Origin of the sequence: Parasphingorhabdus sp. (genome assembly GCF_036964565.1) — a bacterium.
Lineage (GTDB): Bacteria > Pseudomonadota > Alphaproteobacteria > Sphingomonadales > Sphingomonadaceae > Parasphingorhabdus.
Map to the genome: position 1 here is coordinate 244,890 of NZ_JBALTN010000001.1, position 26,872 is coordinate 271,761.

32 protein-coding genes are annotated in these 26,872 nt (G+C 59.6%); 20 read left to right on the forward strand and 12 right to left on the reverse strand.

The annotated features are described in order from the left end of the window. Window positions 1-23: 23 nt before the first annotated feature. From flgK to flgB, 10 genes are read right to left on the reverse strand one after another with little or no spacing between them, the layout of a single operon-like run. On the reverse strand, window positions 24-1,355 hold the full coding sequence (gene flgK, locus V7650_RS01180; RefSeq protein WP_335654407.1) for a flagellar hook-associated protein FlgK: 1,332 nt from the start codon (window positions 1,353-1,355) through the stop codon (window positions 24-26). Beyond that, on the reverse strand, window positions 1,348-1,647 hold the full coding sequence (locus tag V7650_RS01185) for a rod-binding protein (RefSeq protein ID WP_335654408.1): 300 nt from the start codon (window positions 1,645-1,647) through the stop codon (window positions 1,348-1,350). The genes flgK and V7650_RS01185 overlap by 8 nt, the downstream gene beginning before the upstream one ends. Beyond that, a complete protein-coding gene (locus V7650_RS01190; protein ID WP_335654409.1) occupies window positions 1,644-2,777 on the reverse strand; it encodes a flagellar basal body P-ring protein FlgI in 1,134 nt (377 codons plus the stop codon). Before V7650_RS01190 ends, V7650_RS01185 begins: the two co-directional genes overlap by 4 nt. Before the next feature lie 20 nt (window positions 2,778-2,797). Further along, the gene (locus tag V7650_RS01195) at window positions 2,798-3,478 is read right to left on the reverse strand and encodes a flagellar basal body L-ring protein FlgH (RefSeq protein WP_335654410.1); all 681 of its coding nucleotides are present in this window, start codon (window positions 3,476-3,478) and stop codon (window positions 2,798-2,800) included. Window positions 3,479-3,507: 29 nt separating this feature from the next. Next, a complete protein-coding gene (gene flgG / locus V7650_RS01200; RefSeq protein ID WP_335654411.1) occupies window positions 3,508-4,296 on the reverse strand; it encodes a flagellar basal-body rod protein FlgG in 789 nt (262 codons plus the stop codon). 21 nt (window positions 4,297-4,317) lie between these two features. Further along, window positions 4,318-5,064, reverse strand: a complete 747-nt coding sequence (flgF, locus tag V7650_RS01205) for a flagellar basal-body rod protein FlgF (protein WP_335654412.1) — start codon at window positions 5,062-5,064, stop codon at window positions 4,318-4,320. Window positions 5,065-5,090: 26 nt separating this feature from the next. Further along, the gene (locus V7650_RS01210; RefSeq protein WP_335654413.1) at window positions 5,091-5,921 is read right to left on the reverse strand and encodes a flagellar hook-basal body complex protein; all 831 of its coding nucleotides are present in this window, start codon (window positions 5,919-5,921) and stop codon (window positions 5,091-5,093) included. A 40-nt stretch (window positions 5,922-5,961) separates the two neighbouring features. Next, the gene (locus V7650_RS01215) at window positions 5,962-6,630 is read right to left on the reverse strand and encodes a flagellar hook assembly protein FlgD (protein ID WP_335654414.1); all 669 of its coding nucleotides are present in this window, start codon (window positions 6,628-6,630) and stop codon (window positions 5,962-5,964) included. Next, a complete protein-coding gene (flgC, locus tag V7650_RS01220; protein WP_335654563.1) occupies window positions 6,630-7,016 on the reverse strand; it encodes a flagellar basal body rod protein FlgC in 387 nt (128 codons plus the stop codon). Before flgC ends, V7650_RS01215 begins: the two co-directional genes overlap by 1 nt. Window positions 7,017-7,027: 11 nt before the next feature. Beyond that, window positions 7,028-7,381, reverse strand: coding sequence for a flagellar basal body rod protein FlgB (flgB, locus tag V7650_RS01225; RefSeq protein ID WP_335654564.1), 354 nt, complete (start codon window positions 7,379-7,381; stop codon window positions 7,028-7,030). A 245-nt stretch (window positions 7,382-7,626) separates the two neighbouring features. Here flgB and V7650_RS01230 point away from each other — a divergent pair, with 245 nt between their 5' ends. The 8 genes from V7650_RS01230 to V7650_RS01265 all read left to right on the forward strand — a co-directional run bounded on the left by V7650_RS01230 (window position 7,627) and on the right by V7650_RS01265 (window position 13,982). Next, complete coding sequence (locus V7650_RS01230; protein ID WP_335654415.1) at window positions 7,627-8,328, forward strand: MotA/TolQ/ExbB proton channel family protein; 702 nt, start codon at window positions 7,627-7,629, stop codon at window positions 8,326-8,328. Further along, a complete protein-coding gene (locus V7650_RS01235) occupies window positions 8,325-8,786 on the forward strand; it encodes a hypothetical protein (protein WP_335654416.1) in 462 nt (153 codons plus the stop codon). Before V7650_RS01230 ends, V7650_RS01235 begins: the two co-directional genes overlap by 4 nt. A 93-nt stretch (window positions 8,787-8,879) precedes the next feature. Continuing rightward, window positions 8,880-9,386, forward strand: coding sequence for a flagella basal body P-ring formation protein FlgA (locus V7650_RS01240; protein ID WP_335654417.1), 507 nt, complete (start codon window positions 8,880-8,882; stop codon window positions 9,384-9,386). Window positions 9,387-9,481: 95 nt separating this feature from the next. After that, complete coding sequence (gene flgM, locus V7650_RS01245) at window positions 9,482-9,901, forward strand: flagellar biosynthesis anti-sigma factor FlgM (RefSeq protein WP_335654418.1); 420 nt, start codon at window positions 9,482-9,484, stop codon at window positions 9,899-9,901. Continuing rightward, window positions 9,898-10,209, forward strand: a complete 312-nt coding sequence (locus V7650_RS01250) for a hypothetical protein (RefSeq protein ID WP_335654419.1) — start codon at window positions 9,898-9,900, stop codon at window positions 10,207-10,209. The genes flgM and V7650_RS01250 overlap by 4 nt, the downstream gene beginning before the upstream one ends. 99 nt (window positions 10,210-10,308) lie before the next feature. Continuing rightward, window positions 10,309-11,133: a transglycosylase SLT domain-containing protein gene (locus V7650_RS01255; RefSeq protein WP_335654420.1), complete on the forward strand. Its 825-nt coding sequence runs from the start codon at window positions 10,309-10,311 to the stop codon at window positions 11,131-11,133. A 6-nt stretch (window positions 11,134-11,139) separates the two neighbouring features. After that, window positions 11,140-13,242 (forward strand): flagellar biosynthesis protein FlhA, encoded by a 2,103-nt coding sequence (flhA, locus tag V7650_RS01260; protein WP_335654421.1) that lies wholly within the window; start codon window positions 11,140-11,142, stop codon window positions 13,240-13,242. Between the two features lie 20 nt (window positions 13,243-13,262). Then, entirely contained in the window at window positions 13,263-13,982 is a 720-nt protein-coding gene (locus V7650_RS01265; RefSeq protein ID WP_335654422.1) for a sigma-70 family RNA polymerase sigma factor, read from the forward strand. A gap of 101 nt (window positions 13,983-14,083) precedes the next feature. Here V7650_RS01265 and V7650_RS01270 read toward each other — a convergent pair whose 3' ends face one another. After that, window positions 14,084-14,899: a flagellin N-terminal helical domain-containing protein gene (locus V7650_RS01270; RefSeq protein ID WP_335654423.1), complete on the reverse strand. Its 816-nt coding sequence runs from the start codon at window positions 14,897-14,899 to the stop codon at window positions 14,084-14,086. Between the two features lie 478 nt (window positions 14,900-15,377). Here V7650_RS01270 and V7650_RS01275 point away from each other — a divergent pair, with 478 nt between their 5' ends. The 6 genes from V7650_RS01275 to V7650_RS01300 are packed head-to-tail and all read left to right on the forward strand — an operon-like array spanning window position 15,378 to window position 21,660. Further along, window positions 15,378-16,472: a sigma-54 interaction domain-containing protein gene (locus V7650_RS01275; RefSeq protein ID WP_335654424.1), complete on the forward strand. Its 1,095-nt coding sequence runs from the start codon at window positions 15,378-15,380 to the stop codon at window positions 16,470-16,472. A 13-nt stretch (window positions 16,473-16,485) separates the two neighbouring features. Continuing rightward, the gene (gene fliE / locus V7650_RS01280; RefSeq protein WP_335654425.1) at window positions 16,486-16,845 is read left to right on the forward strand and encodes a flagellar hook-basal body complex protein FliE; all 360 of its coding nucleotides are present in this window, start codon (window positions 16,486-16,488) and stop codon (window positions 16,843-16,845) included. A 3-nt stretch (window positions 16,846-16,848) separates the two neighbouring features. Next, on the forward strand, window positions 16,849-18,591 hold the full coding sequence (gene fliF, locus V7650_RS01285) for a flagellar basal-body MS-ring/collar protein FliF (protein WP_335654426.1): 1,743 nt from the start codon (window positions 16,849-16,851) through the stop codon (window positions 18,589-18,591). Then, window positions 18,584-19,636, forward strand: a complete 1,053-nt coding sequence (locus V7650_RS01290) for a flagellar motor switch protein FliG (RefSeq protein ID WP_335654427.1) — start codon at window positions 18,584-18,586, stop codon at window positions 19,634-19,636. Before fliF ends, V7650_RS01290 begins: the two co-directional genes overlap by 8 nt. Continuing rightward, window positions 19,629-20,309 (forward strand): FliH/SctL family protein, encoded by a 681-nt coding sequence (locus V7650_RS01295; protein WP_335654428.1) that lies wholly within the window; start codon window positions 19,629-19,631, stop codon window positions 20,307-20,309. The genes V7650_RS01290 and V7650_RS01295 overlap by 8 nt, the downstream gene beginning before the upstream one ends. A 31-nt stretch (window positions 20,310-20,340) precedes the next feature. Beyond that, entirely contained in the window at window positions 20,341-21,660 is a 1,320-nt protein-coding gene (locus V7650_RS01300) for a FliI/YscN family ATPase (RefSeq protein ID WP_335654565.1), read from the forward strand. Here the strand turns inward: V7650_RS01300 and V7650_RS01305 are convergent. Further along, on the reverse strand, window positions 21,633-22,202 hold the full coding sequence (locus V7650_RS01305; RefSeq protein ID WP_335654429.1) for a hypothetical protein: 570 nt from the start codon (window positions 22,200-22,202) through the stop codon (window positions 21,633-21,635). The genes V7650_RS01300 and V7650_RS01305 overlap by 28 nt on opposite strands. Between V7650_RS01305 and V7650_RS01310 the strand changes: the two genes are divergently transcribed. From V7650_RS01310 to fliP, 6 genes are read left to right on the forward strand one after another with little or no spacing between them, the layout of a single operon-like run. Then, window positions 22,201-23,952 (forward strand): flagellar hook-length control protein FliK, encoded by a 1,752-nt coding sequence (locus V7650_RS01310; protein WP_335654430.1) that lies wholly within the window; start codon window positions 22,201-22,203, stop codon window positions 23,950-23,952. The genes V7650_RS01305 and V7650_RS01310 overlap by 2 nt on opposite strands. Window positions 23,953-23,996: 44 nt before the next feature. Further along, the gene (locus V7650_RS01315; protein ID WP_335654431.1) at window positions 23,997-24,572 is read left to right on the forward strand and encodes a flagellar basal body-associated FliL family protein; all 576 of its coding nucleotides are present in this window, start codon (window positions 23,997-23,999) and stop codon (window positions 24,570-24,572) included. 23 nt (window positions 24,573-24,595) lie between these two features. Further along, on the forward strand, window positions 24,596-25,498 hold the full coding sequence (locus V7650_RS01320) for a FliM/FliN family flagellar motor switch protein (protein ID WP_335654432.1): 903 nt from the start codon (window positions 24,596-24,598) through the stop codon (window positions 25,496-25,498). A 9-nt stretch (window positions 25,499-25,507) separates the two neighbouring features. Next, window positions 25,508-25,849, forward strand: a complete 342-nt coding sequence (fliN, locus tag V7650_RS01325) for a flagellar motor switch protein FliN (protein ID WP_335654433.1) — start codon at window positions 25,508-25,510, stop codon at window positions 25,847-25,849. Then, window positions 25,849-26,103 carry a FliO/MopB family protein gene (locus V7650_RS01330; RefSeq protein WP_335654434.1) on the forward strand — a complete coding sequence of 85 codons (255 nt, stop codon included), beginning with the start codon at window positions 25,849-25,851 and terminating at the stop codon, window positions 26,101-26,103. Before fliN ends, V7650_RS01330 begins: the two co-directional genes overlap by 1 nt. Beyond that, window positions 26,093-26,869, forward strand: coding sequence for a flagellar type III secretion system pore protein FliP (gene fliP, locus V7650_RS01335; RefSeq protein ID WP_335654435.1), 777 nt, complete (start codon window positions 26,093-26,095; stop codon window positions 26,867-26,869). Before V7650_RS01330 ends, fliP begins: the two co-directional genes overlap by 11 nt. The last annotated feature ends 3 nt before the right edge of the window (window positions 26,870-26,872 follow it).

Sequence of the window (26,872 nt, forward strand, 5' to 3'; positions counted from 1 at the left end):
TTCTGTCTTTCGGGTACGATGGGCTAGAAGATCGCCAGGATCGACTGCATGGTTTCCCGTGCCACCTGAATGATACGCGCCGAGGCCTCGTAGGATTGCTGGAGCCGGATCAGATCCGCCGCCTCGCGATCCAGATCGACCGCAGACACATTGTTCCTGGCTTCCCGGGTCGCCCGGTCAAATGCCGTTGCGGCTTCGCTTTCGCTGCGCGCCGCGAGCAGATTCTGTGCTTGGCCGAGAGCAATTTTCTCATAGCCCTGTTCGGTACCGGTTGCGGTGCGCAAATCGACGAACGCCAGAATATTGCCATTGGCGACGCCTGCCGGCGAGGCGAGGGCGAGATCGCTGGCCGCCAGTCCCGTTATCGCCAGGCTTGCAGCAGTTCCGCCATGAGATACGATCGCAGCACCGGGCGCGCCGGCATCGGTGCGACCATTTGCCTGCCAGGTGTTGACCTCGTCGGCAAATTGCACGGCAAGACTGTTCAAGTCATTGCCAAGATTGACGAGGCTCGACTGGGAGCGATGCAGCCCGCCCAATGTTCCGTTCGCAGGAGGTGCCTGCACGGCACCGCCAATCTCGAGGTCGAAACTGGCTCCGGCATTGGCGATGAAATTGACGGGCGTAGCGGCGTTGAAGGTCAGCAAGCTGGTGCCGTTGCGCGATATATCGGCAGTGCCGTTCTGGCCGAAGCTGATCTGCACATCCAGCTTCTCCGTGATCACCGTCAAGGCGGCATCGCGGCGGTCCAGCAAATTGGTATGCTGACCGGTGCCGGAGCGCAGGGGACGCAATTGCTGGTTTATCGTCGCCAGTTCGCTCAGCGCGCTGTTGAGTTCCTGTGCTTGCTGTGTTGCCGCCCCGTTGATCAGCTCGACCGAGGAGCCGAGACTGAGCGATGTCTGGTTGAAGCGGTGAACCGTGGCCTCGATATCGCCAAGAAACTGGTTGCGCAGCGCCGGTTCGAAGGGGACAGCGGACAGCTCCTCGGCGCTGCCGAACAGCTGCGTAAGCTGTGCTCCTATGTCCACATCATTGTTGGCGAGGGCAATTTCGCCTTGGTCGAGCCATTGGACCAAGACTTCGCTGCTGACCCGGCTCGCGCCCGTCTGCCGGGTGGCGGCCTCGAGAAACTGGTCGCTGGAACGTGTGATGCCGCCCACCGCGACGGTGCCGAAACCGTTGTAGTTACTGTACAGGGGATTGGTCGCGCCATATGCGGCCGTCTCGCCGATATTCAACGATCGACGGACATAGTCGGGATTGTCCGCGTTGGCGACGTTGGAGCCGACGACGTCCAGTGCGCGGGAATTGGCCTGGATCGCCGCCCGACCTATGTTAAGAAGGTCAGACATCCTTGTTTTCCACATGGCGGGCGAGCATTTGCGCTATGCCGAACACGCCGCGCTGGGCCATGGATTCAGCGATTTTGGCGTCCTGCATGTCGCGAAACTGCTGCATCCCCTGGCCCTCGAAAAGCCCTTCGCCGAGCGAGGAGCTCCGCATCGTCGACAGCATCTGGCGCACGAAAATGGCCTCGAAATCGGCGGCCATGGACTGAACGTCGTCGCGCTTTCTGGTGGTCGCTGCCGAGTTTGCGGCGGCAGAGGCGGGAGCAGGGCCGCTGAGGGGTAAGATACTGGTCATATGATTATCAACTCCGCTGTCAGCGCACCGGCTTGTTTCAGGCCCTCCAATATTGCTGTTAGATCAGACGGTGGAACGCCCAGAGAATTAATAGTCTCGACGATTTCCGCGAGCGATGCCCGCTTGCCGATTTCAAACGCGGGTCTGCTCGGCTCTTCCACGCTGATCGCGCTGTTCTGCTCGGTCGCGGTCTGGCCGCGGCTGAACGGTGCGGGCTGAACCACGGTCGGATTTTCCTCGACGCGAAGGGTCAGCTTGCCGTGGCTGACCGCCGCTGGCCCGATCCGCACGGCGCCATTGATGACCACCGTTCCGGTGCGGGCGTTGATGATGATCCGGGCAGGCGCATCGGCCGGCTTGACTTCCAGATTCTCGATCCGGCCCATCAGCATGACGCGTTCCTGCGCACCGATTGGCGCGGCAATGCGGACGGTCACGGCATCTGCGGCGATCGCCTGCTCGGCCCCCAGGGCCTGGTTTATCGCATCCGCAACGCGCAACGAGGTTGTCAGGTCTGCATCGGTCAGGTTGAAGCTGAGAAACGGCTGGCTTTCAAATCCTGTTGCGACCGTCCGTTCGATCGAGGCGCCGCCGGAAATGCGTCCGACGGAGGGGATGTTGACGGTGACTTGCGAGCCATCGGCGGCAGAGACACCGAGGCCGCCGACTGCCAGATTGCCCTGGGCCATGGCATATATTTGCTGGTCTGCACCAAACAGCGGCATCAAGATCAAGGTGCCGCCGCGCAGGGATTTTGCCTTGCCGATGGCGGAGACGGTTACGTCCATGCGCTGGCCTGGCTTGGCAAAGGCCGGCATTTCCGCGGTGACCAGCACCGCCGCGGCATTTTTTGATGCCGGGTTGACGCCGGGGGGCAGGGTCAGGCCGAGCCGGTTGGTCACGCCCTTGAGGCCGACGGTTGCATATTCGAGACTGTCATCCCCGGTTCCGGCGAGCCCGACGACGACGCCATAGCCGACCAGCTGGTTGGTCCGGAGGCCCTCGAAACTGCCGATATCCTTGATCCGTTCTGCCTGCGCCGCTGGCGCGACCACGAACGCCGCCGCGACCAGCGCGAGCATTGCAGCGAGCCAGTGATACGGCCGGTTGATATTGAAAAACTGGGTCATGATATCTCTTCTGCTGAAAGCTAGAATGGCGAAACGAAGGAAAAGAATTTCTGCAGCCAGCCCTGTTTGCTGGCCGATGCAATTTCCCCGGTGCCACCGTAGATGATCCGTGCATCGGCCACCCGGGTCGACGGGATCGTGTTGTCGGGCGAGACATCGATGGCGCGGACAAGGCCGCTGAACTGGGTATGTTCATCGCCGCGGTTGAGTGATGTGAGCTTCTGTCCGCGCACCAGCATGGTGCCGTTCGGATAGCTTTCGGCCACGGTCACGCTGATCTGCCCCTGGAGACTGTTGGACTGGCCGGCGCTGCCGGTGCCGGAAAAATTCTGGTTGCCGCTGGCGGTCACATCGCTGGGCGAAAAGAACGAGAACAGGCCGGTGGCCGGCGGGGCGAGCGAAAAGCCGCCGTTGCGGTCCTTCGAGGCGCTGTTGGATTTAGACGCGCGGGTCTGCTCGACCAGCAAGATCGTGATGATGTCGCCGCGCCGGCTCGCCCGTGTGCCGTTGGTCAGCGCGGAATAGCCCGACGCGACCTGAAAAATGGCGCCGTTGGCGGCGACCGGTTCGGGCGCGGGCGGCGCTGTGACAGCAGCAAATTCCTGCGCGGAAATGCCGGTGGCCGATCCCATGCAGCCGATCAGCAGCAGGGGTGCCGTGCCGATCAGCAGGCTTCGTGTCCGGAAACGCAAATTGGTCATGATGGGTGCTCTTTCTGGTTGCGTCAGGATCAGATTTGCTGGTTCACGAACTGCAGCATTTCATCGGTTGCCGAGATCATCTTGGAATTGACCTCGTAGGCGCGCTGCGTCTCGATCATGTTGACCAGTTCCTCGACAATATTGACGTTGGACCCCTCGAGCGCGCCCTGACGGATATGGCCGCGGCCTTCCTGTCCCCCTTCGCCCACCTGGGGCGCGCCGCTTGCCGCGGTTTCGGTCAGGATATTGTTGCCCACCGACAGCAGGCCGGCCGGATTGGCAAAGCTGGCGAGCTCGATCTGGCCGAGTTCGCTGGGTTCGCTCTGGCCGGCGACCGATGCGGTGACGACGCCGTTGTTGCCGATGGTGATCGCGGTGGCCCCTTGTGGAACCTGGATCGCGGGTATCAGCGGCAGGCCGTCGCTGGTGACCATATTGCCCTCGGCGGTCAGGTTGAAATTGCCCGCCCTTGTATAGCCGGTGGTGCCGTCCGGCATTTCGACCTGGAAAAAGCCCGCGCCTTCGATCGCCAGATCCATGGCATTTTCAGTGTTCTGCAGCGTTCCCTGGGTATCGATCTTGCCGATTCCGGACAGCTTGACGCCGGTGCCCAGCTGCACGCCGCTGGCATAGCGGTTCTGCGCGTCCGACGGGGCCCCGGGGGCAACGATATTCTGATAGGCAAGGGTCGCGAAATCGGCGCGATCGCGCTTGAATCCGGTGGTGTTCACGTTGGCCAGATTGTTGGCTATCACGCGCATCTTGGTGTTTTGCGCATCCAGTCCGGTGCGGGCAACTTGCAGGGCAGCGTTACTCATGTCATCGACTCCTCAATGGGGTTATCCTTGCGGCAGGCTCATCACGCCGGCACCGTCGCTATCCAGATCTTCGGTCATTTTTAGCAACCGGGCCTGGGTTTCCCAGGCGCGGCTGGTCTCGATCATGTCGACCAGCGCGCTGGTCATGTTGACGTTCGATTGCTCGAGCGCGCCCGATACGACTTTGGCATTGTCGTCGACCGGCAGGACGCCGTTGTCGGCAACATGGAACAGGCTGTCCGAACCCTTGGACAGTTCGCTGCCGGTCGTGCTGACCAGCTTCAGCCTGCCAAGCTGTTGCGGCTGGGTCGGATCGCCGCCGACGGGGACGAAGGAAATCGTGCCGTCCGCGCCGATGTCGACCCGATCGGCCGGGGGCAGGGTTACCGGGCCGCTCTCGCCGAGAACGGGAAATCCGTCGCCGGTCAGCATCGCGCCGGACGGGCCGATCTGCAGATCGCCGCGCCTTGTATAGGCCTCCTTGCCATCCGCCGCCTGCACCGCCAGCATCGCGTCGCCCTCGAAGGCGACGTCGAGGGGCCGGCCGGTCTGGCTGACCGCCCCCCCGTTCATGTCCCCCTGCATATCCCGATCGACCGCCATTGCCCGGCTGTCGTGGCCCGGCCCGTTGACATATTGGGCCTTTGCCGAAACCATGTCGGCCTTGAAACCGACGGTATCGGAATTGGCCATGTTGTTGGCGATCGTGGCTTGCCGATTCATCAGCGATTTCATCGCGTTGACGGCGGTATATGCAAGTTTGTCCATGGTTTACTCCTTCACCGGTTCAACCGCTATACCTGCAGGTTGATGATAGTCTGGGTGAGGGTGTTGGACGTTTCGATGGCCTGGGCGTTGGCCTGGAAGTTGCGCTGCGCGGCAATCAGGGACACGAGTTCCTCGGTGATGTCGACATTCGCGAGCTCCAGTGCGCCGGAGCGGACCTGGCCGAGCGGGCCGTTGGCAGCCTGGTTGACTTGCGGCGGGCCGGAATCGCCGGTCGCCTGCCAGTGGGCGTCGCCGACCGGCCGCAGTCCCTCGACGGCGGTGAAGCTGGCCATCGCGATGGCGCCGATATTCATCTGGTTGCCGTTAGAGAAGGTGGCCGAGACGACGCCTTCCTTGTTGATCGAAATATTCGACAGCAGCGCGGCGGGATCGGCGGGATCGGTGTCGGGCAGCACGAAATCGTACATGTCGCCGATCGCATTGGACGTGATCACGCCATTGGCATCGACCGGCAGCAACTGCGCCTTGGCGCCGGTAGTGTCGACGACCTCCCGGTTGCTGTTCACCGAAAAGGCACCGTTGCGGGTGAAATTCAGATCCTGCCGTGGCGGCTGTCCCTTTACCGAGAAGAAGCCGTCGCCGGCTATCGCGAGGTCAAGCGTCTTGTCGGTCGCCTGCAGGGTACCCTGGGTGAATTGCTGGGCAATGCCTGTCAGCCTGACGCCCTGACCCGCTACGGTCTTGGTCGACTGGGTCGGGGCGGCGGCAAACAGGTCGCCGAACAGCGCCCGGCTCTTCTTGAAGCCGGTCGAATTGGAGTTGGCGACGTTGTTGGAAACCACGTTCAGGTCCGTCTGGGCGGCTTTCAGGCCGCTTAGTGAGGTAAAGAACGACATATTATCTTCTCCTGTTGTGAAATCGGGTGCGGATCAAAAATCATCCGACCTTGAGGGCTTCGGCGGGAAACACATTGCCGATGGGCGTGACGAGAATGGGCGGTCCGTTGGCTTCGGAGGTCTTGACCGATGCGACCGGTACCCAGGTCGCCAGATTGGATATGGATCCGCCATTGACCCGAACCCGCAAGCGGCCCTGATCGAGCGGCTCGCCATTTTCGTTCTTGCTGTCGAAATTGAATTCGACCGGGCCGGCTTCCTGCTGGCCAAGCTCGACAAACATCACGATTTCGCCGGCTTCGTTGAGCAGATCGATCGACAGGTTGTCGGTGGCGTTCTCGAGTTCGAATTCGCCGGAATATTGACCGTTCTTGTCGGCCACCGAAATATTCCCGGGCACCAGAATGGAATGGCCAATCCATTCCTTGGCGTCGGATAGCCGGTTGTTGCCGAGAATGGAGGCAATCTCGGAGAGCGACTGTTTCATTTCGGAAATGCCGGCGACGCTGGAAAACTGCGCGAGCTGGGCAACCATCGCCTGATTGTCGAGCGGATCGAAAGGATCCTGGAATTTCAGTTGCGTCGTCATCAGCCGCAGAAATGAATCTTGGTCGAGCTTGTTGTTGCCCGTCGCGTTGGCTGGCTGCGCCTGTGCCAGACCGGCGATGCCGGTAGCCGGATTCTGAAGAACTTCTGGTGCGATATTCATTATGGATTCCTCACTGTTTCCAAGATTAGGGATTTTGCGGTTTGCAGGACCTGCACGTTATTCTGGTAGTTTCTCGCGGTTTCTAGCATGTCGATCAGCTCGGCTGTCTCGTCGACAGCGGCCTCCCAGACATAGCCTTCCTTGTCGGCGATCGGATTGGACGGATCGTAGCGCTTCTGCGGCTCCGCATCCGTCTGGACGATGCGATCGACATCGACTGTGGCCAGATTATCCTCGACAACGGAGCGAAATACCGGGCGCAGGGCCCGAAAGGCTTCGTCCTTGGTGGCATAGTCCGTCCGGGCGTTGGCCAGATTGGACGCGGTGGTGTTCAGCCTGACCATCTGGGCGGACATTGCCCGTCCAGCGACATCAAAGACATTCATACTGCCCATGATCATTCTCCTTTCAAGGCGCGCCGCATCGACGATACCTGGTCCTGCATGAAGGACAGTGTGGTGCGGTACTGAATGGCATTTTCGGCAAAAAGCGTCTGTTCGACCGACAGCTCGACGGTGTTGCCGTCCAGCGACGGCTGCAACGGCACGCGGTATCCGGTATGAACGGTCATCGCCTGTTCCAGCGATCCGCCATTCTGTGCCTGCTGCATGGCGCGGTCAAAATCGAGATCCTGCGCCTTGTATCCGGGCGTGGAGGCATTTGCGATATTGGACGCCAGCATATTCAGGCGCTGAGCGCGGAGCTGAAGCGCACCCCCGTTCAATGCAAATATCTGATCCAAACTTGGCATCTGTACTGTTCCCGTATTAACTATCCGGTCCGCTGACCGTTCTTGTTGATGAGAAACACCCGGATTGGTGAACTCGAACATGATGTTGCAAAGCGTGTGCCAGTTTTAGGACGCGGTTCCGCCAGTGGCTGATTTTCGGGCTTTGCAGCCGATAATCCGATGGGACTCATGCAGGGTTGCGCCAGAGCGGCAAAATCCTGCCGCCTACCGGCAAATTCCTGCCGCTCATTTCAGGATTGGGATCGATGGACATTTTATGGACCAACATCTGGCGGTTTTTCGACCCTTCGGTGTTCGGCATTGTTCTGGCTGCCGTACTGGTCCTCGCCTGGGTCCAGAACGGGCGCCGCTCGATAGTGAGGGGCTTCGCCGCGCTAGCGAGCATCGGCAGAAATCCCTTTGAGGAAACGGGCGAGAACGCGACATTCATGTGCCGGCGGATCGATTTCACGCTGCGGCAGCAAGGGTTTGTCGGGTTGGAAACATTGCACAGCCAGGATAGGTTTGTGGTGCGCGTTCTGAATTTTCTGGTCAATGCGAAGGACCCAAAGAGCTTCGAGGAATGGGTTCGGCTGGAACAGCATTCTGCCGAAACGCGCCAGAATACCGCTGCGGGATATTGGAACTCGGTGGCCGAAATCGCCCCTGCCATCGGCTTGATTGGTACGATCACGGGCCTGATCCAGCTTTTTGCAACGGGGATCGACCCGCTGAAGATGGGGCCGGCGATGAGCTTCACTTTGCTGACGAGCCTCTACGGCTTGCTGATTTCCCACATCATCGCTTTTCCGATCTATGTGCGTCTGCATTCCCGAGCGGATATATTGAACGCGTACAGGTCGAGGGTGGTTCAGCACGTGATCGCGATTGCAAAGAAGGAACTGGCTGTCATCGATCCGGTGCATTTCGTTCCGGCGAACAGCGCCAAAAAAATGCATAGCTCGTGAACGCCAGCCGCACCACATTGTCGTTTCTGGACCTTGCGCTGATGCTGCTCAGCGCGTTTGCCTACACGCATTTCGTGAGTCTCGCCGATAGCGATACCCAGAGGAAAATGGCGGGTGCCATCCAGGCACCTCCAGCCGACCTGGGCTCCTACACCTACAGGACATCCGATTTCTTCGCTGACAGCAACGCCATGCTGACCGACTTTGCGCGCCAGGAAATCGCGGAAATCCTGACGGTGCAGCAGGGGCAGACGCTGACCATCTCTGTCGCAGCCGCGCGCGAAGGGCGCAACGGCTCCCGGCTGAGCCAGTGGGAGACGGTATCGGCGCGATCGGCCGCTATCGCCGATGCGTTCGAGAAAGCGGGGCAGGATGGCAAAATGATCGTGCTGAAGGTTCCCCAAACGCTGGTTTCAGCACCCAGTGTCCAGCCCAATGTCCTGCTGACCTTCCGCTAGCCGGCGGGAGCGGATTGTCCTGCCAAGAGATCAGCCTCCAATTTGGCACGATACATGCTTGGTTTCCTGGAATAGAGTATAGGAAACATGCGTATGGCCAAATATCACTTCACTTTGCCCCTTCTCACCATTGTCCTCACGGCGGCGACGCCGGGCTTCGAGGACACGTCCCTGCTGGACAGGCAGGTTGCAGGACATCTGGGCGCAGCCATTGGTGATGTGGGCGGGGCGCTCGCCCCGATAGATCCCAAGCTCAAGCTCAAGCGCTGCGCGGAAGCGCTGGACATTTCCGAAACGCACCGCAATGCGGTGCTGATCAGCTGTCCGCAGATCGGCTGGCGCATTTTTGTCCCCGTTCGACTTGGCGGCAAGGGTGGCAATGCCCACAACAGCGGGGGCGGCATGGCGCAGGAGCCTCTGGTCCAGCGCAATCAGCCGGTTACAATGGTCATCCGCCGTGCGAACTTCAGCGTCAGTTACAGTGTGATCGCCCAAGAGAGCGGCGCCCTCGGGGACTATATTCCCGTCCGGACGGACCGAAAATCAAAGGAACTGATTGCCCGCGTGTCAGGCGCAGACGAAGTTGAACTGAGTCACTGAAATATTTCGACCGAATGTTTAATTTTTTCACAACGTACCGTAAATGGTTGTGAAAGAAGTTGCAAACGGCGCAAATCAAGGGATGGCAAGACACAGTGCTTGCCGTTTTGGCGCAGCAAGGATGGAACGATATGAAACCAGTTGATAGCTATTCGGCCATGAAATTGCGGCTGGAACGCCCGGCCTTGAATGATCCCGGTGCCAAGCCTGTGAAGGGAGCGGAACAAGAGGGGAAGGCCGATACACCCAGTGCAATCTCCCTGACGGCTGCCCAGCTGGAGCGCGCCGCTGCGGCAGAGACTGCCAAGAGCGTGGCCGCTGCAGGAGACGTGAAGATATCCGCCTCCATAACAACGACCGTTTCGAAGCTGGCCGCTGACAAACCGCCATTCGACATAGAAAAGGTGGCAGATATCAAGCGGCAGATCGCCTCGGGCAGCTATCAGGTCGACACCGACGCCCTGGCCTTAAAAATGCTGGATGCCGGCGTCCTTGGTGTGGATTCGAAAAAATGAACCCGATCGTCGAGACTTTCCGCAATTCCCAAGACAAGCTGGTCACGGCTTTAGACGGCCACGACAGCGATGCAATTTTCGAAGCGAGCCGCGAGCTTAGCAATGCCGTGTCCAGACTGGGTGATCTGCAACCGGCCGATATCGAGCAGTCCTTGCGACCGATTGTTTCGGAAGTAGAGGAGCTGATGCAGGCCTCCATTTATCGCCTTCGTTTCCTTCGTGATCATAGTGCATCACGACTGCAGCTTCTATCGGGCTGGCGTTCGCAGCCGGCCGACACCTATTCCAACGGCTTGCGCGGGCGCTAAGCGCGCTCACACCGGTGATCGGGGCGGTATTTGACCGCCGCGAAGCAAATACTGGCATGATCATTGCTTATCTCCCTTGCAGGAGAAACCGAGCAAATCATGTCAAACCTTTCCATCACTCCGAATTACGAGCGCCGCAATTTGCCCGGCGTTATTGCGCGTTCGGCGCAACGCAACGGTGTGGACTTCAAATATCTGATGGCGCAGGCCCAGCTGGAAAGCGGCATGCGACCCGACGCCAAGGCGAGCACGTCCTCCGCTACCGGCCTCTACCAGTTTGTCGATCAGACGTGGCTCGGCCTGGTGAAGAAAAAAGGCTCTCAATATGGTCTCGGCTGGGCCCAGAATGCCATTTCCCAAGATCGCAGCGGCAAATTCATCGTCGCTGACAAGGCCCAGAAATCCGCGATTCTTGCACTGAGAACCGATCCCACATTGTCCGCGAACCTGGCGGGCGAGTTTGCGCGCGAGAATCGCTCGTTTCTGGAAAATCGCATTGGCCGGGAACCGGAATCGGTCGATCTCTATCTGGCGCATTTCCTGGGACCGGCCGGTGCAGGAAAGTTTCTCAAGTCGTTCGAAGCAAACCCCCACGCAGCGGCAGCCTCCTCCTTTTCGAGCGCGGCCCGAGCAAACCGTTCGATCTTCTACGACAAGTCCGGCGGCGCCCGCAGCTTTCAGGAAATCCGGAACCTGTTCGCGACAAAGCTGGAAAATGCGTCATTGCAGGCGGGCGGCAATAATTTTCAGGGGGGCGGAAAAATCTTGCCGCCATCGGAAAAGCCGATGCCGATGGTTCAGCCGGCCGACTATCTGCGGATCGCGAAAAATCACGTCAACGACCAGGCTGACCCGGATGCCGCCAGGCCTTTCGATACCTCCGCCAGGCTCGCCTATCTTATGCTTACTTCAATTGGAATATAACAGAACATGACAACAAAGCTCATTTCGCTGGACAAATTGGCGGGTCACCTGAAATCGGGGTTGCTGCCGATGGCAACGCTCTTGCTGGTCATCTTCATGGTGCTGCCGCTGCCAACCATATTGCTCGACATCGGCTTCATCACCAATATCATGATCTCGCTGGCAATCCTGATGGTGGCGCTGAATGCCAACAAGCCGCTCGATTTCTCCAGTTTCCCGACGGTTTTGCTGTTTGCCACGCTGCTGCGGCTGGGACTGAACGTTGCATCTACCCGGGTGGTGCTGGTTGAAGGTCATGCGGGCGGTGCTTCCGCCGGTCAGATCATCGAAGCCTTTGGCGGCCTGTTGCTGGGCGGCAATTACGTGGTCGGCATCTTCGTCTTCTGTATCGTGATGATCATCAACCTGATCGTGATCACCAAGGGCGCCGGCCGGGTGTCCGAAGTGTCCGCTCGCTTTACGCTGGACGCGTTGCCGGGCAAGCAGATGGCGATTGACGCTGATCTGAACGCCGGTCTTATCACCCCCGACGAGGCCAAGGCGCGGAGATCGGAAGTTGCCACCGAAGCCGATTTCTATGGCTCGATGGACGGTGCTTCCAAATTCGTGAAGGGCGATGCGATCGCAGGCGTGCTGATCCTGGCGGTGAACATCATCGGCGGCATCATTCTCGGCCTGACCACCCACGGCCTGTCCTTCGGCGAGGCGGCCAGCACCTATTCGATGCTGGCGATCGGCGATGCGCTGGTTGCCCAGGTCCCGGCCCTGATCCTCTCGATCGCAGCCGCGGCCATCGTGACGCGGGTGTCCTCCAGCCAGAATCTGGCGGACCAGATCACGGGACAGTTTGGTTCCGGTGCGGCATGGGTGCCAGTTGCCGTCATCCTTACCATTCTCGGTGTCCTGCCCGGCATGCCTCATGTCGTGGTGCTGTCCGCCGCCGCCGTCGCCGGGGGCATCGCGTTCTACCTGATCCGCAAGCCCGAGCCCGTGGAAATCGCAGCCCCACCGCGGGAGGAAAAGAATCCCGAGCAGATTGACTGGGACGATGTTTCGGAAAAGGCACGGCTCGGCATCGAGATCGGCTACGGGCTGGTGCCGCTGGTCGAGGATCGCAAGGGCGCCCCGCTGATGAAACGGATCACTGGCATCCGCCGCCAGATTTCAAAGGAACTTGGCTTTGTGATCCCGCTGGTCCGGATCAAGGATGATCTGTCGCTGGAGCCAAACAGCTATCGCATCATGATGGGCGGCATGATCCTGGGCGAGGACACGGTATGGCCCAATGACTTCATCGCGCTGGATGATGGCCATGTCGATTCCGTGATCGAGGGTCGGCCGTGCAAGGATCCGACGTTCGGAATGGATGCGATCTGGATCAGTGCCGACAAGAAATCCCAGGCGATTGCCGAGGGATATACCGTCGTCGATGCGCCAACGGTGATCGCAACCCATCTCAACGACGTGGTGCGACGCAATGCCGCCCAGCTGTTCGGCATGGACGAGGCGCAGAAGCTGCTCGACTTTCTCAAGGAAAGTTCGCCGCAGCTGGTCGACAGCCTCACGCCGCAGCCGCTGTCGCTCTATACCATCACAGCCATTTGCCGGGAACTGCTGGCCGACAAGGTGCCGGTCAAGGATTTCCAGAAAATCTGCCTGGCGATGCTGGAAGCGGCGAGCCTGCACAACGACACCCCGCAGATGGTTGACGCGATCCGGCAGAAAATCGGCAATCTGATCGTGCAGACGCTGGTGCCGATCAGCCTGCCGCTTCCCGTGGTGACGCTGGACGCGGACCTGGAAAGCCTGCTCGTCAAGGCGCTGAAGGTCGGCGAGGACGCCAGCTATCCGATCGAGCCGCAGCTGGCCCAGAAAATAATAGCCGCGGTGGACGACGCGGCGCGCAGTCTCCCGCTCGAGGCCCGGAGCGTCGCGCTGGTGACGTCGCCGATCGTGCGGCGCCCGCTCGGCGCGCTGCTGAAACAGCGATTCCCCGATCTTACCGTGCTGTCCTACCAGGAGCTGCCCGATGACAAGTCGATCGAGGTGCTGACCAAGATCGGAATGCCAGAGGCAAACCAGCCGCTGGCCGTCACCAACCAACATTAATCACCAATCGGAAGAACGATATGTTGCAAGCAAAGAATCGAGCATCGCAGGCCTATGGCGCGATGAGTGTGGACGAGGACCGCCTGATTCGGGAAAACCAGTCGCTGGTGACCAAGATTGCCTGGCAGGTCAAATCCTTCGCGCCCGACCAGATGGAGATCGAGGACCTGATCCAGGTCGGGCTGATTGCGATGGTCGAAGCGGCCAAGAAATATGTCGATCAGGGCCACAGTTTCAGCACCTATCTCTATGTTCGTGTGCGCGGCGCCATGATTGACGACCTGCGGGCGACCTGCAACCTGCGCCGGACGTCGGTCGACTGGCACAAGAAGGTGCGCGGATATCGGGAACGGCTGGTCCGGGAACTGGGTCATGAACCCAATGATGCCGAACTGGCTGTGGCGATGAACATGGATGCGAGCGAGTTCCGCAAGAATACCGATCGCGCGATCGATATTCATGTCGGTTCGCTGGACGAAATCTATTGCGATTCCAGCAGCTGGTTCACCGACCAGGAGGATGACCAGCACGAGAAGCTGGAAAAGTCCCAAATGGCGGAAATATTGTCGGCCAATCTGAAACAGCTGAACGAACGCGAGCAGCTTGTGCTCAACTGCTATTTCGTCGAGGAAATGCAGCTCGATGAAATCGGCGCCATACTCGACGTGTCTTCGGTGCGCATTTGCCAGATCAAGAAGCGCGCCCTGGAAAAGCTTCAGCAAGCGATGACTGCTGGCTGATGCTGATCAGCCGCAGGGGTCGGTGGTGCGGCAGCTATCGGCCAATGAAAAAAGCCTCCTCCCGCGAGGGAAGAGGCTTTTCTCGTCCTGGTCTTCAGATTTTAGCGGAGCAGGCTCAACACAGACTGCTGCGACTGGTTGGCTTGCGACAACATCGCCGACGAAGCCTGGCTGAGGATCTGGTTCTTCGCCAGCTCGGTCGTTTCAGCCGAGAAGTCTACGTCCATGATACGCGAACGGGCTTCGGTAATGTTGGCAACGCGATCGGTCAGGTTGGAAACCGTGGTCTGCAGACGGTTCTGGTCTGCACCCAGGGAAGCCTGAGCGGTCGTGATCGTGTCGAGCGCGGTGTCGAGCGCGGTCAGCGCTGCGGTCGCGCCGGCTTCGGTGCTGATGTCCAGAGCGTTGACGGCGAGTGCGGTTGCATCGACATCGGTCAGGGTAACGGCCACGGTCTGGCTGGCGTCGCTGCCGGTCTGGATGTTGATCGATGCGTTGGTGCCGTCGAGCAAGGCAACGTCGTTGAACGTGGTCCGGGTGGCAACGTCGCCAATCTGGGCGATCAGAGCGGTCACTTCGGTCTGCAGGTTGGTACGGTCACCGGCGGCAAGCGTGCCGTTGGCAGACTGCACGGACAGTTCACGCATACGCTGCAGCATGTTGGTAATTTCGTTCATGCCGCCTTCCGCGGTCTGGGCCAGCGAAATACCGTCGTTGGAGTTCCGAATGGCCATGTTCAGGCCGCGGACTTCCGAGGTCATCCGGGTGGCGATCGAGTTGCCCGCGGCGTCATCGGCAGCGGAGTTTACACGGCGGCCGGTTGAAAGCCGTTCGATAGATTTTGCAAGACCCATTTCAGCCTGGTTTGAAGCATAGCTGGTGCGAAGGGCCGTCACGTTGGTTCCGATTACAGTCATGGTGTCATCCTTTTCACAGTTAACATATTCGTTTCATCTAGCGGGTCACCTCGTCAGATGAAGCGGCCTCGAAGCAGTTAACGGGCGACCCAAAATTTAATTAAGCGGAAAAGTGTCGGGATCCCGACGATGCCTTTCCAGACCGTCCATATCCCGACAGATGTGACGGTATTCCGACAGTATTATGACCGGCAATCGGCAGAAATTTGCCGTTCCGGAATCTGGCACGGTGGTTGCAATGTAGTTGGCGAGCCCCGGGGCCACGGTCCAGGCGCTCACGGTACAATGCAAGGGAATGGTTATGATCAACGATAAACTGAAGCCCAGCCTGGTCTCTAGGTTTCCAGAACTTGTCGGTCTGCTAGCAAGTGTCGAACCGCATGGTTCGGCATCTCCATATTCGTCCGCTGCCGCCCCACTACCCCGCACTTCATGCGACTCAGGCAAAGGTCAGAATATTGGCGCTAAAGATCCCGTCGTGGTTTATCGCGACGGACCATTCCACTTCATTCCGGCTACCCTCAGCCAACCACTGCGCATCGAGTTTGGCAATGCGGACAGAGAATTTGGTCTGTCCTGCATCGTCGAATCGATGCGCGGTGGCAAGGGGCCAGCCTATGCCGATCCCAATTCCATCGCTCTTTACAAATATGCCGCGCGGGTAGCCCGCAGCGATGCCAACGTCATGATCACCGGCGAAACCGGAACCGGCAAGGAAGGCATGGCACGCTATATTCACGAGCATAGCGAGAGGGCGAACAAGCCGTTCGTCACCGTCAACTGTGCCGCAATTACGGAATCGATGATCGAGTCGATCCTGTTCGGACACAAGAAAGGCGCCTTCACCGGTGCCTACAGCAGCGCCGTTGGCCTGTTCAAGGAAGCAGACGGCGGGACGATCTTTCTCGACGAGATTACCGAGATGCCGCTGGAGAGCCAGTCGAAACTGCTGCGCGTGCTGCAGGAAGGGGAGATCCTTCCGGTCGGCGCATCCCGTCACGAGAAAGTCGACGTCCGGGTGCTTTGCGCCGCCAACCGTGATTTTGCGGAAGAGGTTGCTGCCGGCCGGTTCCGCGAAGATCTGTACTGGCGTCTGAACGTGATGCCGATCGAGATTGCTCCGCTGGCAGAACGGCCCGCCGACATCGTCGCCATCGCTGCCTTCATGATGATCGACCTGCAGAAGCGGAGCGACAAGTTCGTTTCGCTGTCCCGCTGCTGCGTGGAACGTCTCAAGGATCACAGCTGGCCGGGCAACGTGCGGGAATTGTCCAATGTCCTGCAGCGCGCTCTGGTGATGTGCGACGGCGATCGGATCGAAGCTGACGACCTGGTCTTCTCGGGCGCAAGGCTGACCGTCAAGCCGAAGCAGGATGATGTCCTGGCCGGTCATTCCTCGCGGTTCATCCGCGGACGTGACCTGCATTCCATATCCAAGACCGTCGAATATGAGGCAATCAACCAGACCCTGGAAAAAACCAACGGCAATCGCCGTGACGCGGCAAAAGAACTGGGCATTTCGGAACGCACATTGCGGTACCGCATGGCCGATATGCGCGCGCTGGCAGCCTAAAGGAATATAGAAAATGTCTTCAGTCAACATGAGCAGCCTGATGGCCGCGCGCAACGCCATTCTAAATCAGAACAATGCGCTGCAGGACATCACCAAAAACAACGGGCTCGGCCGGGCCGGGCAAATCTCGGGACCGAAGGAACCCACGGGGGCGGAGAGTTTCTCGACCCAATTGTCGACCGCGCTGCAGGACGTCAACAAGCTTCAGGCAACCGCTGTCGAAGAAATGACGGCCTACCAGATGGGCGAAAGCAACGACGTCGCTGCCGTGATGCTGGCTAAGCACAAGGCATCCCTTGGATTTGAATCAACATTGCAAGTCCGCAACAAATTATTGTCCGCCTACAAGGACATAATGAACATGCAGGTTTAGTAGATGGCTGACCAACTTTCACCCGGCCAGGCCTTGGCACCGGCTGGTGCGGCGGCGCTGATGCCGCAAGCCGGCAATCCCGCTAGCACCGGCCCGCTCGAGTCCCTGTCATCGCTGTTCAAGCAGCCCGCGATCGCGCGGGCGTTGCCGCTGATCATATTGTCAGCCGTTGTTCTCGCCGCCATCAGCGTCTGGCTGGTGCTTCGCGAACCGCCGCAGCGCGACCTGTTTCGCGGCCTCCCCGACAATGACAAGTCCGCGGTGATGCAGGCCCTGCAGGCCGCCAATATTCCTTATGGTGTCGACGAGGAGTCGGGCACGCTGACGGTGAGCAGCGAGGACTATCACTCGGCGAAGATCGAGCTGGCCGGACAGGGACTGCCACGCTCAGCACCCAGTGGCGATACGATCATGTCGAGCATGCCGATGGGGGCGAGCCGTGCTGTAGAGTCCGAAAAGCTGCGCAACGCCCGTGAAATGGATCTGGCCCGGTCGATTGAGGCAATCGACAGCGTGGTCTCCGCGCGGGTCCACCTGGCGGTGGAACAGCCGAGCATTTTCTTGCGCGACAGAAACGAACCCTCCGCATCCGTGATATTGCATCTGGCGAGTTCCACCCGCCTGGACGAAAAAGAAACCCAGGCTATCCTCAATCTGGTAGCCAGTTCCGTACCCGGGCTTTCGCCATCGAACGTATCCGTGATCGATCAGAACGGGCGGCTCCTGTCGAGCAACGGCGATGAATCGCCCGGCAGCGATGCGCAGCTGAAAGTGAAGGCGGCGATCGAAGACCGCTACCGCCAATCGCTGATCAGTCTTCTGACGCCCCTGCTGGGTCCAGGGAATTTCGTTGCCGAAGTCACCGCCGACGTGAATTTCGATGAAAAGCAGGCTACCAGCGAGACCTATCCGGTGGATGGATCGGTGCTGCGGTTCGAACAGGGACAGAAATCCCAAGAAACCGGCGGCACCGAGGCAGGGGGTATTCCCGGTGCCCTGGCAAATCGCCCGCCGGCAGCCGCGGATGTCGGGGATCAGCCCGAAGGGATGGCCGACGAGGCAGCGACCGCGACCGAGCCCGTGAAAACCAGCGAGGAGTATCGCCGGAATTTCGAACTGGCCCGAGAGGTTGCGGTAATCAATCAGGCGCCAGGTCAGGTATCGCGTCTCTCCGTCGCGGTGGCCATCGATGATCGCGCCATAAAGAACAAGAAGTCGCCCAAAGAAATCCAGGAAATCGAGAAGCTGATCAAGAGCACCGTCGGATTCAGCACCGATCGCGGGGATCAGGTTGCGGTGACCGCCCGACGGTTCAATCCGGTCAATGATGATCAGGCTGCAGAGCCGTGGTACGAAACCTCATGGTTCGGGATGCTTGTACGCAATCTGTCGGCGCTGCTGGTTGCCCTGTTGCTGGTGTTCGGGATCGGCCGACCAATATTGAAGCGCTGGCAGAATTCGGAAAAGGCGCTGCGCTCGAAGGCCAAGCAAGAGGCTGCTGAAGAAAGTGCCGCCGCGCTGCCAGGTCAGGATCGACCAGCAACCTTGGATGGTGGTTCGCTGGTGAACCAGACGACAGACGGATATGCACAGCCGGTGACGATTGACATGATCACGTCCGCCAAGAGCTACCAGGAACGCGCGCTTCTGACACAGAATTTCGTCAAGCAGAACCCGGACCACGCGGCGCTGGTTGTGAAAGAATTACTCAAGGAAGCCGATACGCTGGAGGATGCCAATGGCTGATGCTCAAGAAAATGAGGACGGCGAGGTTGCAGAACAGGCTGGTCCGCTGGAACTGATGACCGGGCGCCAGACAGCGGCGATATTGATGCTGTTGTTCAACGACGAGGAAGCCGCCCAGATACTGGAGCGTCTGGAACCACACGAGGTGGAAGCACTGGGCGAGGCGATGTTCAGCGTTGCCAATGTCGATGCCACGCAGATCGACGGATCGCTTGATCGTTTTCTGACGCTCACGATGAACCAGAGCATGCTGGCCTACAAGTCCGATGAGAAGGTCAGCCGGGTTTTCCGGCGCGCCCTGGGAACGTCGCGTGCGGAAACGATCATGAACCGGTTTGCGCCGAAGAGGCCCAGCAATATTGCGGAACTGCTGAAATGGATCCCGGCGAAGGACCTTGTCGAACTGATTGCGAACGAACCACCGCAGATTTCCGCGGTGCTGATGTCGTTCCTGACCCCCGAGGCCGCCGCAGAAATCATCCAGCTATTGCCCCCGGAAAGCCAGGCCGACCTGATCTATCGCGTTGCCACGCTCGGCCCCGTAAGCGGCAAGGCGCTGGCCCATATCCACGGGCTGCTGGAGAACACCAGTCCACCAGAGGCGGAATCCGCTCCACCAATGCAGGTCGGCGGCGTGCTCGACAGCGCCACAATCATCAACAATCTTTCCAAGGAACGGGGGAGAGCGTTGCTGAAGGACCTGATGAAGCGCGACAAGATAACCGCCAAGCTCATTGAGGATGAAATGTTTGTCTTCGCGGATCTGATGAACCTGTCAAAAAAGGATATCGGATCGCTGGTGCGCAAGGTCGATTCCAGCATATTGGTTCCCGCATTGCGCGGCGCGCCGTCCGAGCTCACCGCAAAGATTTTCGGCGCAATGTCAAAGCGGGCCGCCGAAACCATCCAGGACGACATGGCCGAGGCGCCGCCGCAGCCCATGGACGCGGTAATCGCGGCGCAAAAGGCAATCATTGGCGTGGCAAAGGTCATGCTCGACAACGGCGAGATAAACATGGCGGGCGCGGGAGCAGATTATGTCTGAATCCGGACTCGCCAGGCCATTTGGCGATAATGAGGTCATCCCGTTGTGGCGGACCGCCTCCAGTCAAAGGCAATTCAGTTCCTGGGCCAGCGGGTCGGGTGATGGCGAGGGTGCTGGTGATCTGCGCGGCCCTGCGGGTTTTTCGCCCAGCAGCCGCACCGAGGCACAAGCGCCATCAACCAGCACCGATGCCGATATTTTTGACGTTGCCTACAAGAAGGGCTGGGAAGACGGGCAGGCTGCCCTGGCCGAGGACCAGGACGATGCCACGCGGGCAAGCGATGCGCTGGCGGATGCCCTTCGCAACGTCAATGATCTGGCTTCGCCGGGCAGCTTTGCCTTCATTCTGACGGCAGTCGAGGCGTTGTTCCGACGCTGCGCCGAACTGGCGGTGCCGGATCCAGAGTTGCTGCAGGCCTGGGCCATGCAGTTGGCAGAACTGGTCGATCAGGAACAGAAGGGGGTGACGCTGGTGCTGCATCCCGACGACATTGCGCTGATCGATGGCAAGTCCTGCAAGCTGGCGTTGCGGGGAGACGAAACCATGCTGCGCGGCAACCTCAAACTGAGCCATTCGGGCGGCTGGATCGAAAAGGGTTCGGAAGTGGCGCTGGACGAGTTGCGGGCGCTGATCGACGAGTTCAGCGATGCGCCGGAGCCCGGCCATGGATAATATTGCGACCGTCGATGAACACAGCCCTGCAATGCGGCCGGCGGTGTGCGAAATCTTGTCGCGACTGGACGATATCGGCGGCGAACCGAGGTTTGTCGGCAAATTGTCGGCGCATGACAACGGCATGCTGGAGGTTACCGGCTTTGAATATCCCTTGGGCTATTCGGGCCGGGTGATAGCCACCGATGGGCGCGAAATCAGCGCCGAGGTGGTCGGGTTCCGGGGCGCCCGTGCCCTGATGATACCGATGACCCAGGACGCACCGTTGCGGAGCGGCAGCCGCGTCTTGCCCTATGCCAAATCCAACAAGGCGGCGGTCGGCGAAGCGTTGTTCGGCCGGGTGATCGGACCCATGGGCGAGCCGATCGACGGTGAAGGTCCGATCCTCACGACCGAAACCGTTCCCCTGGCCGGGCAGGAAGGCAATGTCTTGCGCCGGGCAAGCGTTTCCCGGCCGATCGATATCGGCATTCGGGCCCTGAACGGCCTGCTCACCATCGGACGGGGCCAGCGGCTGGCGATCATCGCCGGTTCGGGCGTCGGCAAGTCGATGCTGATCAACCAGATACTCGACGGGGTTGTCGCCGACGTGGTGGTTGTCGGGCTGATCGGTGAACGGGGCCGCGAAGTGAATGATTTTGTCACCCGACGCCGCGGAAACAAGAGCGCTTCGCCTACGGTAACTATCGCCGTGCCTGCGGATCATTCGCCCTCCTCACGTCTGAAGGCCGCCTATCGCGCTACCGCCATTGCGGAGCATTTCCGTTCGAAGGGGCTTTCGGTGGTTCTGGTTATCGACAGTCTGACCCGGGTGGCGCACGCACAGCGGGAAATCGGCCTGGCGGCCGGCGAGCCACCAACGATGAAAGGCTATCCGCCGTCGGCCCTGTCGATGATACCCAGGCTGATCGAGCGGGCCGGCAATGACAGCGAGACGGGCGGATCCATCACCGCAATCTATACCGTACTGGCCGACAGCGACGATCTTGACGATCCGGTGGTCGACAGCGCCCGGGCCATCGCGGATGGCCATATTGTGCTGTCGCGCTCGCTGGCTGAGCAGGGAGTCTTTCCAGCCATCGATATCGGCAAATCGATCAGCCGCGTCGCCGTCGACATCGTCGAGCCGGAGCATCACGAAGCCCAGACGCATTTTCGCCGTCTCTGGTCGATTTACGAAGAGAACAGGGACCTCGTACTGATGGGTGCCTATCAGGCAGGCAATGATCCCGGCATCGACGAGGCGCTGGCCAGCTGGCCGCTGCTGATCGAATATATCAAGCAACGACCCCATGAACTGGTCGACTATCAATCGAGCGTGGCTCAGCTGTGCGAAATGTTTGCGCCGTGAGACGGCGGGTGAAGGGATTGCAGCGTGTATTGAAGGTGCGAGAGACACAGAAGCGCCTCAAGGAACGCGCGATGATGCGGGCGAGCAGTCACTGCGCGTCGCTTGAGAACAACGCGCAGCGGATCCGGAAGCTGCACGCCGAGACCCGCCATGGTGAAGCGACGGGAGCGGCGGACCTGTTTGCCGCCAAAATGGAACTGTCCGACCGGTTGCTGCAAGCATCCGATATCGTGGCGGCGTCCGTGGGGGTGGCGCGGCAAGATTTTGCCGCGGCAGAGCGGCAAAATTTTGCCGCTCGCGCCGTCCACGACGGCACCGAGAAACTGCTGAATTCGAAGCTGTCGGCTCTGCGAAAAAGGCAAAGTCGACAGTCGGATATATCTGCCAACATGCTGTATAATATAGATAATCGCAAAAAAAGGGAGCCCAGAAATGATTGGTAAGATCATGTCGGAAGCCGCGCATTCCATAATTGGCATGTTTTCTGCAAAGCCTGAGGGCATGGAACAGAAAGCTTCACCTTTGGACTTTGTATCGCTCATGGCGACACCCGAACAGCGGCCCCAGGCGACCGTCGATACGGTCGTGGAGGTTGGCGCGCCGGATCAGGATGAACGCGAAACCCTTGATGCGGCTGCTGTCCCCAATTGGTCCGCACCGATTGTCATGCCGGCAGCCATCCAGAATATCGGCCTCGGGCCCTGGACCCGGTCGCTGCCGTCAGGAACTGCCGAACAGCAGCTGCCAGCCGATGAAACGGATATCCTTTCTACCGCTGCCCCGATCGCTGGCCGCCACGCGGCATTGAAGCCCGCTATTGCTGCTGAGCCCGTGGATCTCGTGCCTTCGCCGCTGACCCAAGGGGATGCAAAGCCGCGTGTGATTTTCGATGCCCGCGCGCCATTGGCGACGGGCGAGACGCCGGTCACGGATGACCGTGCCGCGGACGAAGCCCAGCAATCCCCACTTGCTGCGCGGGTGCAGACCAGTGGCGCCGAAGCTGCCAAATTGCTCGGCCACGAACGAGAGGAAGCCAAGAACAAGGGAACGAGCCCTGCGCTTGCCGCATCTTTGGCGACATCCGAAACCGTGCGACCGCTGGCTGCTTCACTGTCGCCGCTGATGGTCAAGCGGACCCTGCAGTCACCGGCCCAGGATGAAGCCGTCACGATGGAGCCGCAGCTTCCGGCAAAAGCCATGGATGTTGCGCTCAGCCAGCCTGCGATGAATAGCTTCTCCCTCACTCCCCCCGTTCGCGAGACCGTTGCCGGCGCAGCGTCCTTCGACCTGTCCGCGCCCCGGCTGGCGGAACGCCTGGCTGCCGATGAGACGGAAATCCTTTCTACCGCCGCCCCAATCGCTGGCCGCCAAGCGGCATTGAAGCCCGCTATTGCTGCTCAGCCCCTGGATCTCGTGCCTTCGCCGCTGACCCAAGGGGATGCACGGCCGGGTGTGATTTTCGATGCGCGCGCGCCATTGGCGACGGGCGAGACGGCGGTAGCGGATGACCGTGCCGCGGACCAAGCCCAGCAATCCCCAATTGCTGCGCGGGTGCAGACCAGTGGCGCCGATGCTGCCAAATTGCTCGACCACGAACGAGAGGAAGCCAACAACAAGGGAACGAGCGCTGCGCTTGCGGCATCCCTGACGACATCCGAACCCGTGCGACCGCTGGCTGCTTCACTGTCGCCGCTGATGGTCAAGCGGACCCTGCAGTCATCGGCGCAGGATGAAGCCGTCACGGTGGAGCCGCAGCTTCCGGCAAAGGCCATAGATGTTGTGGTCAGCCAGCCGGCAATGAATAGCTTCTCCCTCATTCCACCCGTTCGCGAGACCGTTGCCGGCGCAGCGTCCTTCGACCTGTCCGCACCCCGGCTGGCGGAACGCCTGGCTGCCGAGATCTCCGAACTTTCGGCCAGTGGCGGCACCAAAAAGTTCGAGATCAATCCGCGCAACCTGGGCCGCATGGAAATCATCTTCACCACCCGTGGTTCAACCGAGATCATCGAGATCCAGACCGAAAATCGCTCTGCCAAGGATATCATCATGCAGCACAGTCAAGTGCTGCAGGACATGCTGAAGGCGCAGGGCCGCGAGGACCTGAGCTTACGGATCGACGTGAAGGACAGCATGTCTTCTTTCGCAAAGGCGGAGAATGGCAATCTCTTCCAGCAGGACAGCCGCGATGCGAGGGAACAGCAGGCAAGACCCGGCCGACCGGGCCGGACGCTGCCGGTCTTCGACCGCGCGGGGGAGAGCGATAGCGCATCCGACAACAGCCGATACGCCTGAGCCATCATTCCAGTTTACTCCAATTAACAGATCCAGAGGTCAAAATGTCAGATACGAAAGCCAAAGAAGAAAAGCCCAAGACCAAGAAAAAGAGCAAGCTGAAAACCATCCTGCTGGTGACGGGATTGATCGTCGTCCTCGGTGGCGGCGGAGCGGCTGGCGGCTTTTTTGCAGCCGGAATGATAGGGGGGGAGCATGCAGAACCCGAAGATCCCAACAAACCCAAGATCATCCTGAAAGACGGCACTGCGGTCAGCGAGCAGGAAGCGAGCCAGGCCCTGCCCAAAGAAACGCCCAGCGATTTCAAGGTGACCTATCACCAGATCGAGCAGCCGTTTACGTCCAATCTTTCCAACTCGGACAGTTTTGCCCAATTGTCGCTGGCGGTGTCTACTTTCTATGACGAGCGCGTTTTCGAGAATGTCACCAACCACGAGATCGCCATTCGATCGGCGGTTCTGATGGAACTGGGACAGCAGGATGCCGCCGATCTTGAGCTTCCCGAAGGAAAGCTGCGGCTCAAGCGAAAGCTGCGCGACATTATCAACGACACGCTCAAGGAAAAAACCGGTTTCGGGGGCATCGAGGATGTCTATTTCACGAACATGGTTGTTCAATAAACGCTTCGGAAAGCAGCCTTATCATGACCACTGTCCAACCCTCATCCACCGCGACCGAAGAGGCTCCGGCAAATCACAGCCTGCTGAAAAAGGGCGGCCAGGACGATCAGCTTATGCGAGCCTATCAGAAGGTAGAGCGAAAGCTGGATGCCATGATGGGAGCGCATCTGTCGGACATCATCGAATGCAAGGTGAAGGCTGGCGTGGGAGAGGCCGCCAAGCTTTCTTTCGCAGACTGGCTGTCGGCTCAGGCCAGCCCGTCCGTCTATCTCAAATTCCACCTGGGTGCTGCCGAGGGAGCCATTCTGGTGCGGATCGCGCGTACCTTCCTTAGTGCATCCGTCGACTGTTTTTTTGGCGGCCAGTTCGATGGTCAGGCGTTTGTCGCCGGCGACCTCAAGGCATCCGAAATTGCCATGATTGACCGCCTGGCCGGTTCGATTTCCACCGTGCTTACTGGCGCATGGTCGGTGCTCTGCGAGACGCCGGTACGGTATTGCGGCTGCTATGTCGGCGCAGACGAGGTCGAGCTGGAGCTGGACAACGAAACGGTTCTGGTATCCGCCGGTTCAGTCACCCTTTCGGGACACCAGATTGCGGCGATGGATATCGTTCAAACGCTGGACGGACTGATGGCCATCGAACCGCAACTCAACCGTCCGCACCAGAAAGCGACCGATGAGATCGATCCGGTCTGGAAGGCCGATCTCAGGGAATCCGTCGAACAGATATACCTGCCGGTTCGGTCGGTGTTGGGGCGGCCGACGATGCGGCTGTCCGAACTCTCGAGACTTGCGGTCGGCGATATACTGCCGGTTGCTCCCACCGACAACGTCCCTCTGATCATCGGAGACCGGGTGTTCGCACATGGCAGCATTGGCGAGCAAAACGGTGGCGTCGCCTTCCAGATCAAAACATTTTTATAGGACCAGAAAATGAACGACATGACACATGACAGCGATATTCTCGACGCCGCACAGCCTGCCAATATGGGGGAAGTTGCCGCCCAGGATCATTATCGGTTTCTGTCAGACATCAAGGTTCGGCTTTCGGTGGAAGTCGGCAACGTCTCGATGACCATTTCCGAAATAATGGACTTGCGCGAGGGATCGGTTGTCGAACTCGACCGTCAGGTCGACCAGCTGATAGACATCAACGTCAACGGCACGCTAGTGGCCCGGGGCGAGGTGGTGCCGGTCAAGAACAAGTTTGGCGTGCGCATCGCGGAGATCGTGTCCAACGGCATGACCCGCGCGCGCGTGGAAAGGCGCAGCTGATGACCTTCTACATTATCAAGCTTTTCATCATGGTGCCGCTGATCGGGCTGCTGATTTACGGATCGCTGTGGCTCTACCGCAAATATCAGCCGCAGATGATGATGCGGCAGAATTCCAATCTCCTGAATGTTGTGGAGACGCTTCCAATGGGTGTCCAGAGCAAGCTGGCGGTGGTTGATTTTGGTGGCCGGCAGATATTGCTCGCCGTCACCCGCAACGGGATCCAGAAGATTGATGTTCACCATGCGGACTAGTGTAAAGATAATCTGCGGCGTGGCCCTGTTTCTCGGCTCCGCGCTGCTGACCGATACTGCCTTTGCGCAGGAAGCCGCACCCGGTGCTTCCGCTGCCCTGGAGCGGGCGCTGGACGACATTTCCGGTGATGGGCAGCCGCTTAGCACGACCTTGCAGATTCTGATCGTCATGGGGCTGATGACGGTGCTGCCATCGATCATCCTGATGATGACGAGCTTCACCCGGATCATCATCGTGCTGTCGATATTGCGCCATGCCCTGGGTCTGCAGCAGACTCCGCCGAACCAGGTCCTGTTGGGCCTTGCACTTTTCCTGTCGATGTTCGTGATGGCGCCGCAAATCGAGCGGATCAACGAACAGGCGATCGCGCCCTATTCGGCCGACGAAATCGGCCTCACCGAGGCAATCGAGAAATCCGGCACGATCATGCATGGCTTCATGGCCAAACAGACCCGGCAAAGCGATCTGAAACTGTTCATGGAGCTGTCCGGAAAGACCGGCTTCGCCTCGGCAGAGGAGATACCGTTTTCGATCATGCTGCCGGCTTTCGTGACAAGCGAACTAAAGACCGCATTCCAGATCGGTTTTCTCATCTTCCTGCCGTTTCTGATCATCGATCTCGTGGTTGCCGCCGTGCTGATGGCGCTGGGCATGATGATGCTTTCACCGGTGATCATATCCATGCCGTTCAAGCTGCTGCTGTTCGTGATGATTGATGGCTGGGCCCTGACTATGGGTTCGCTGGCTGGCTCGTTTGCGACCTAGACG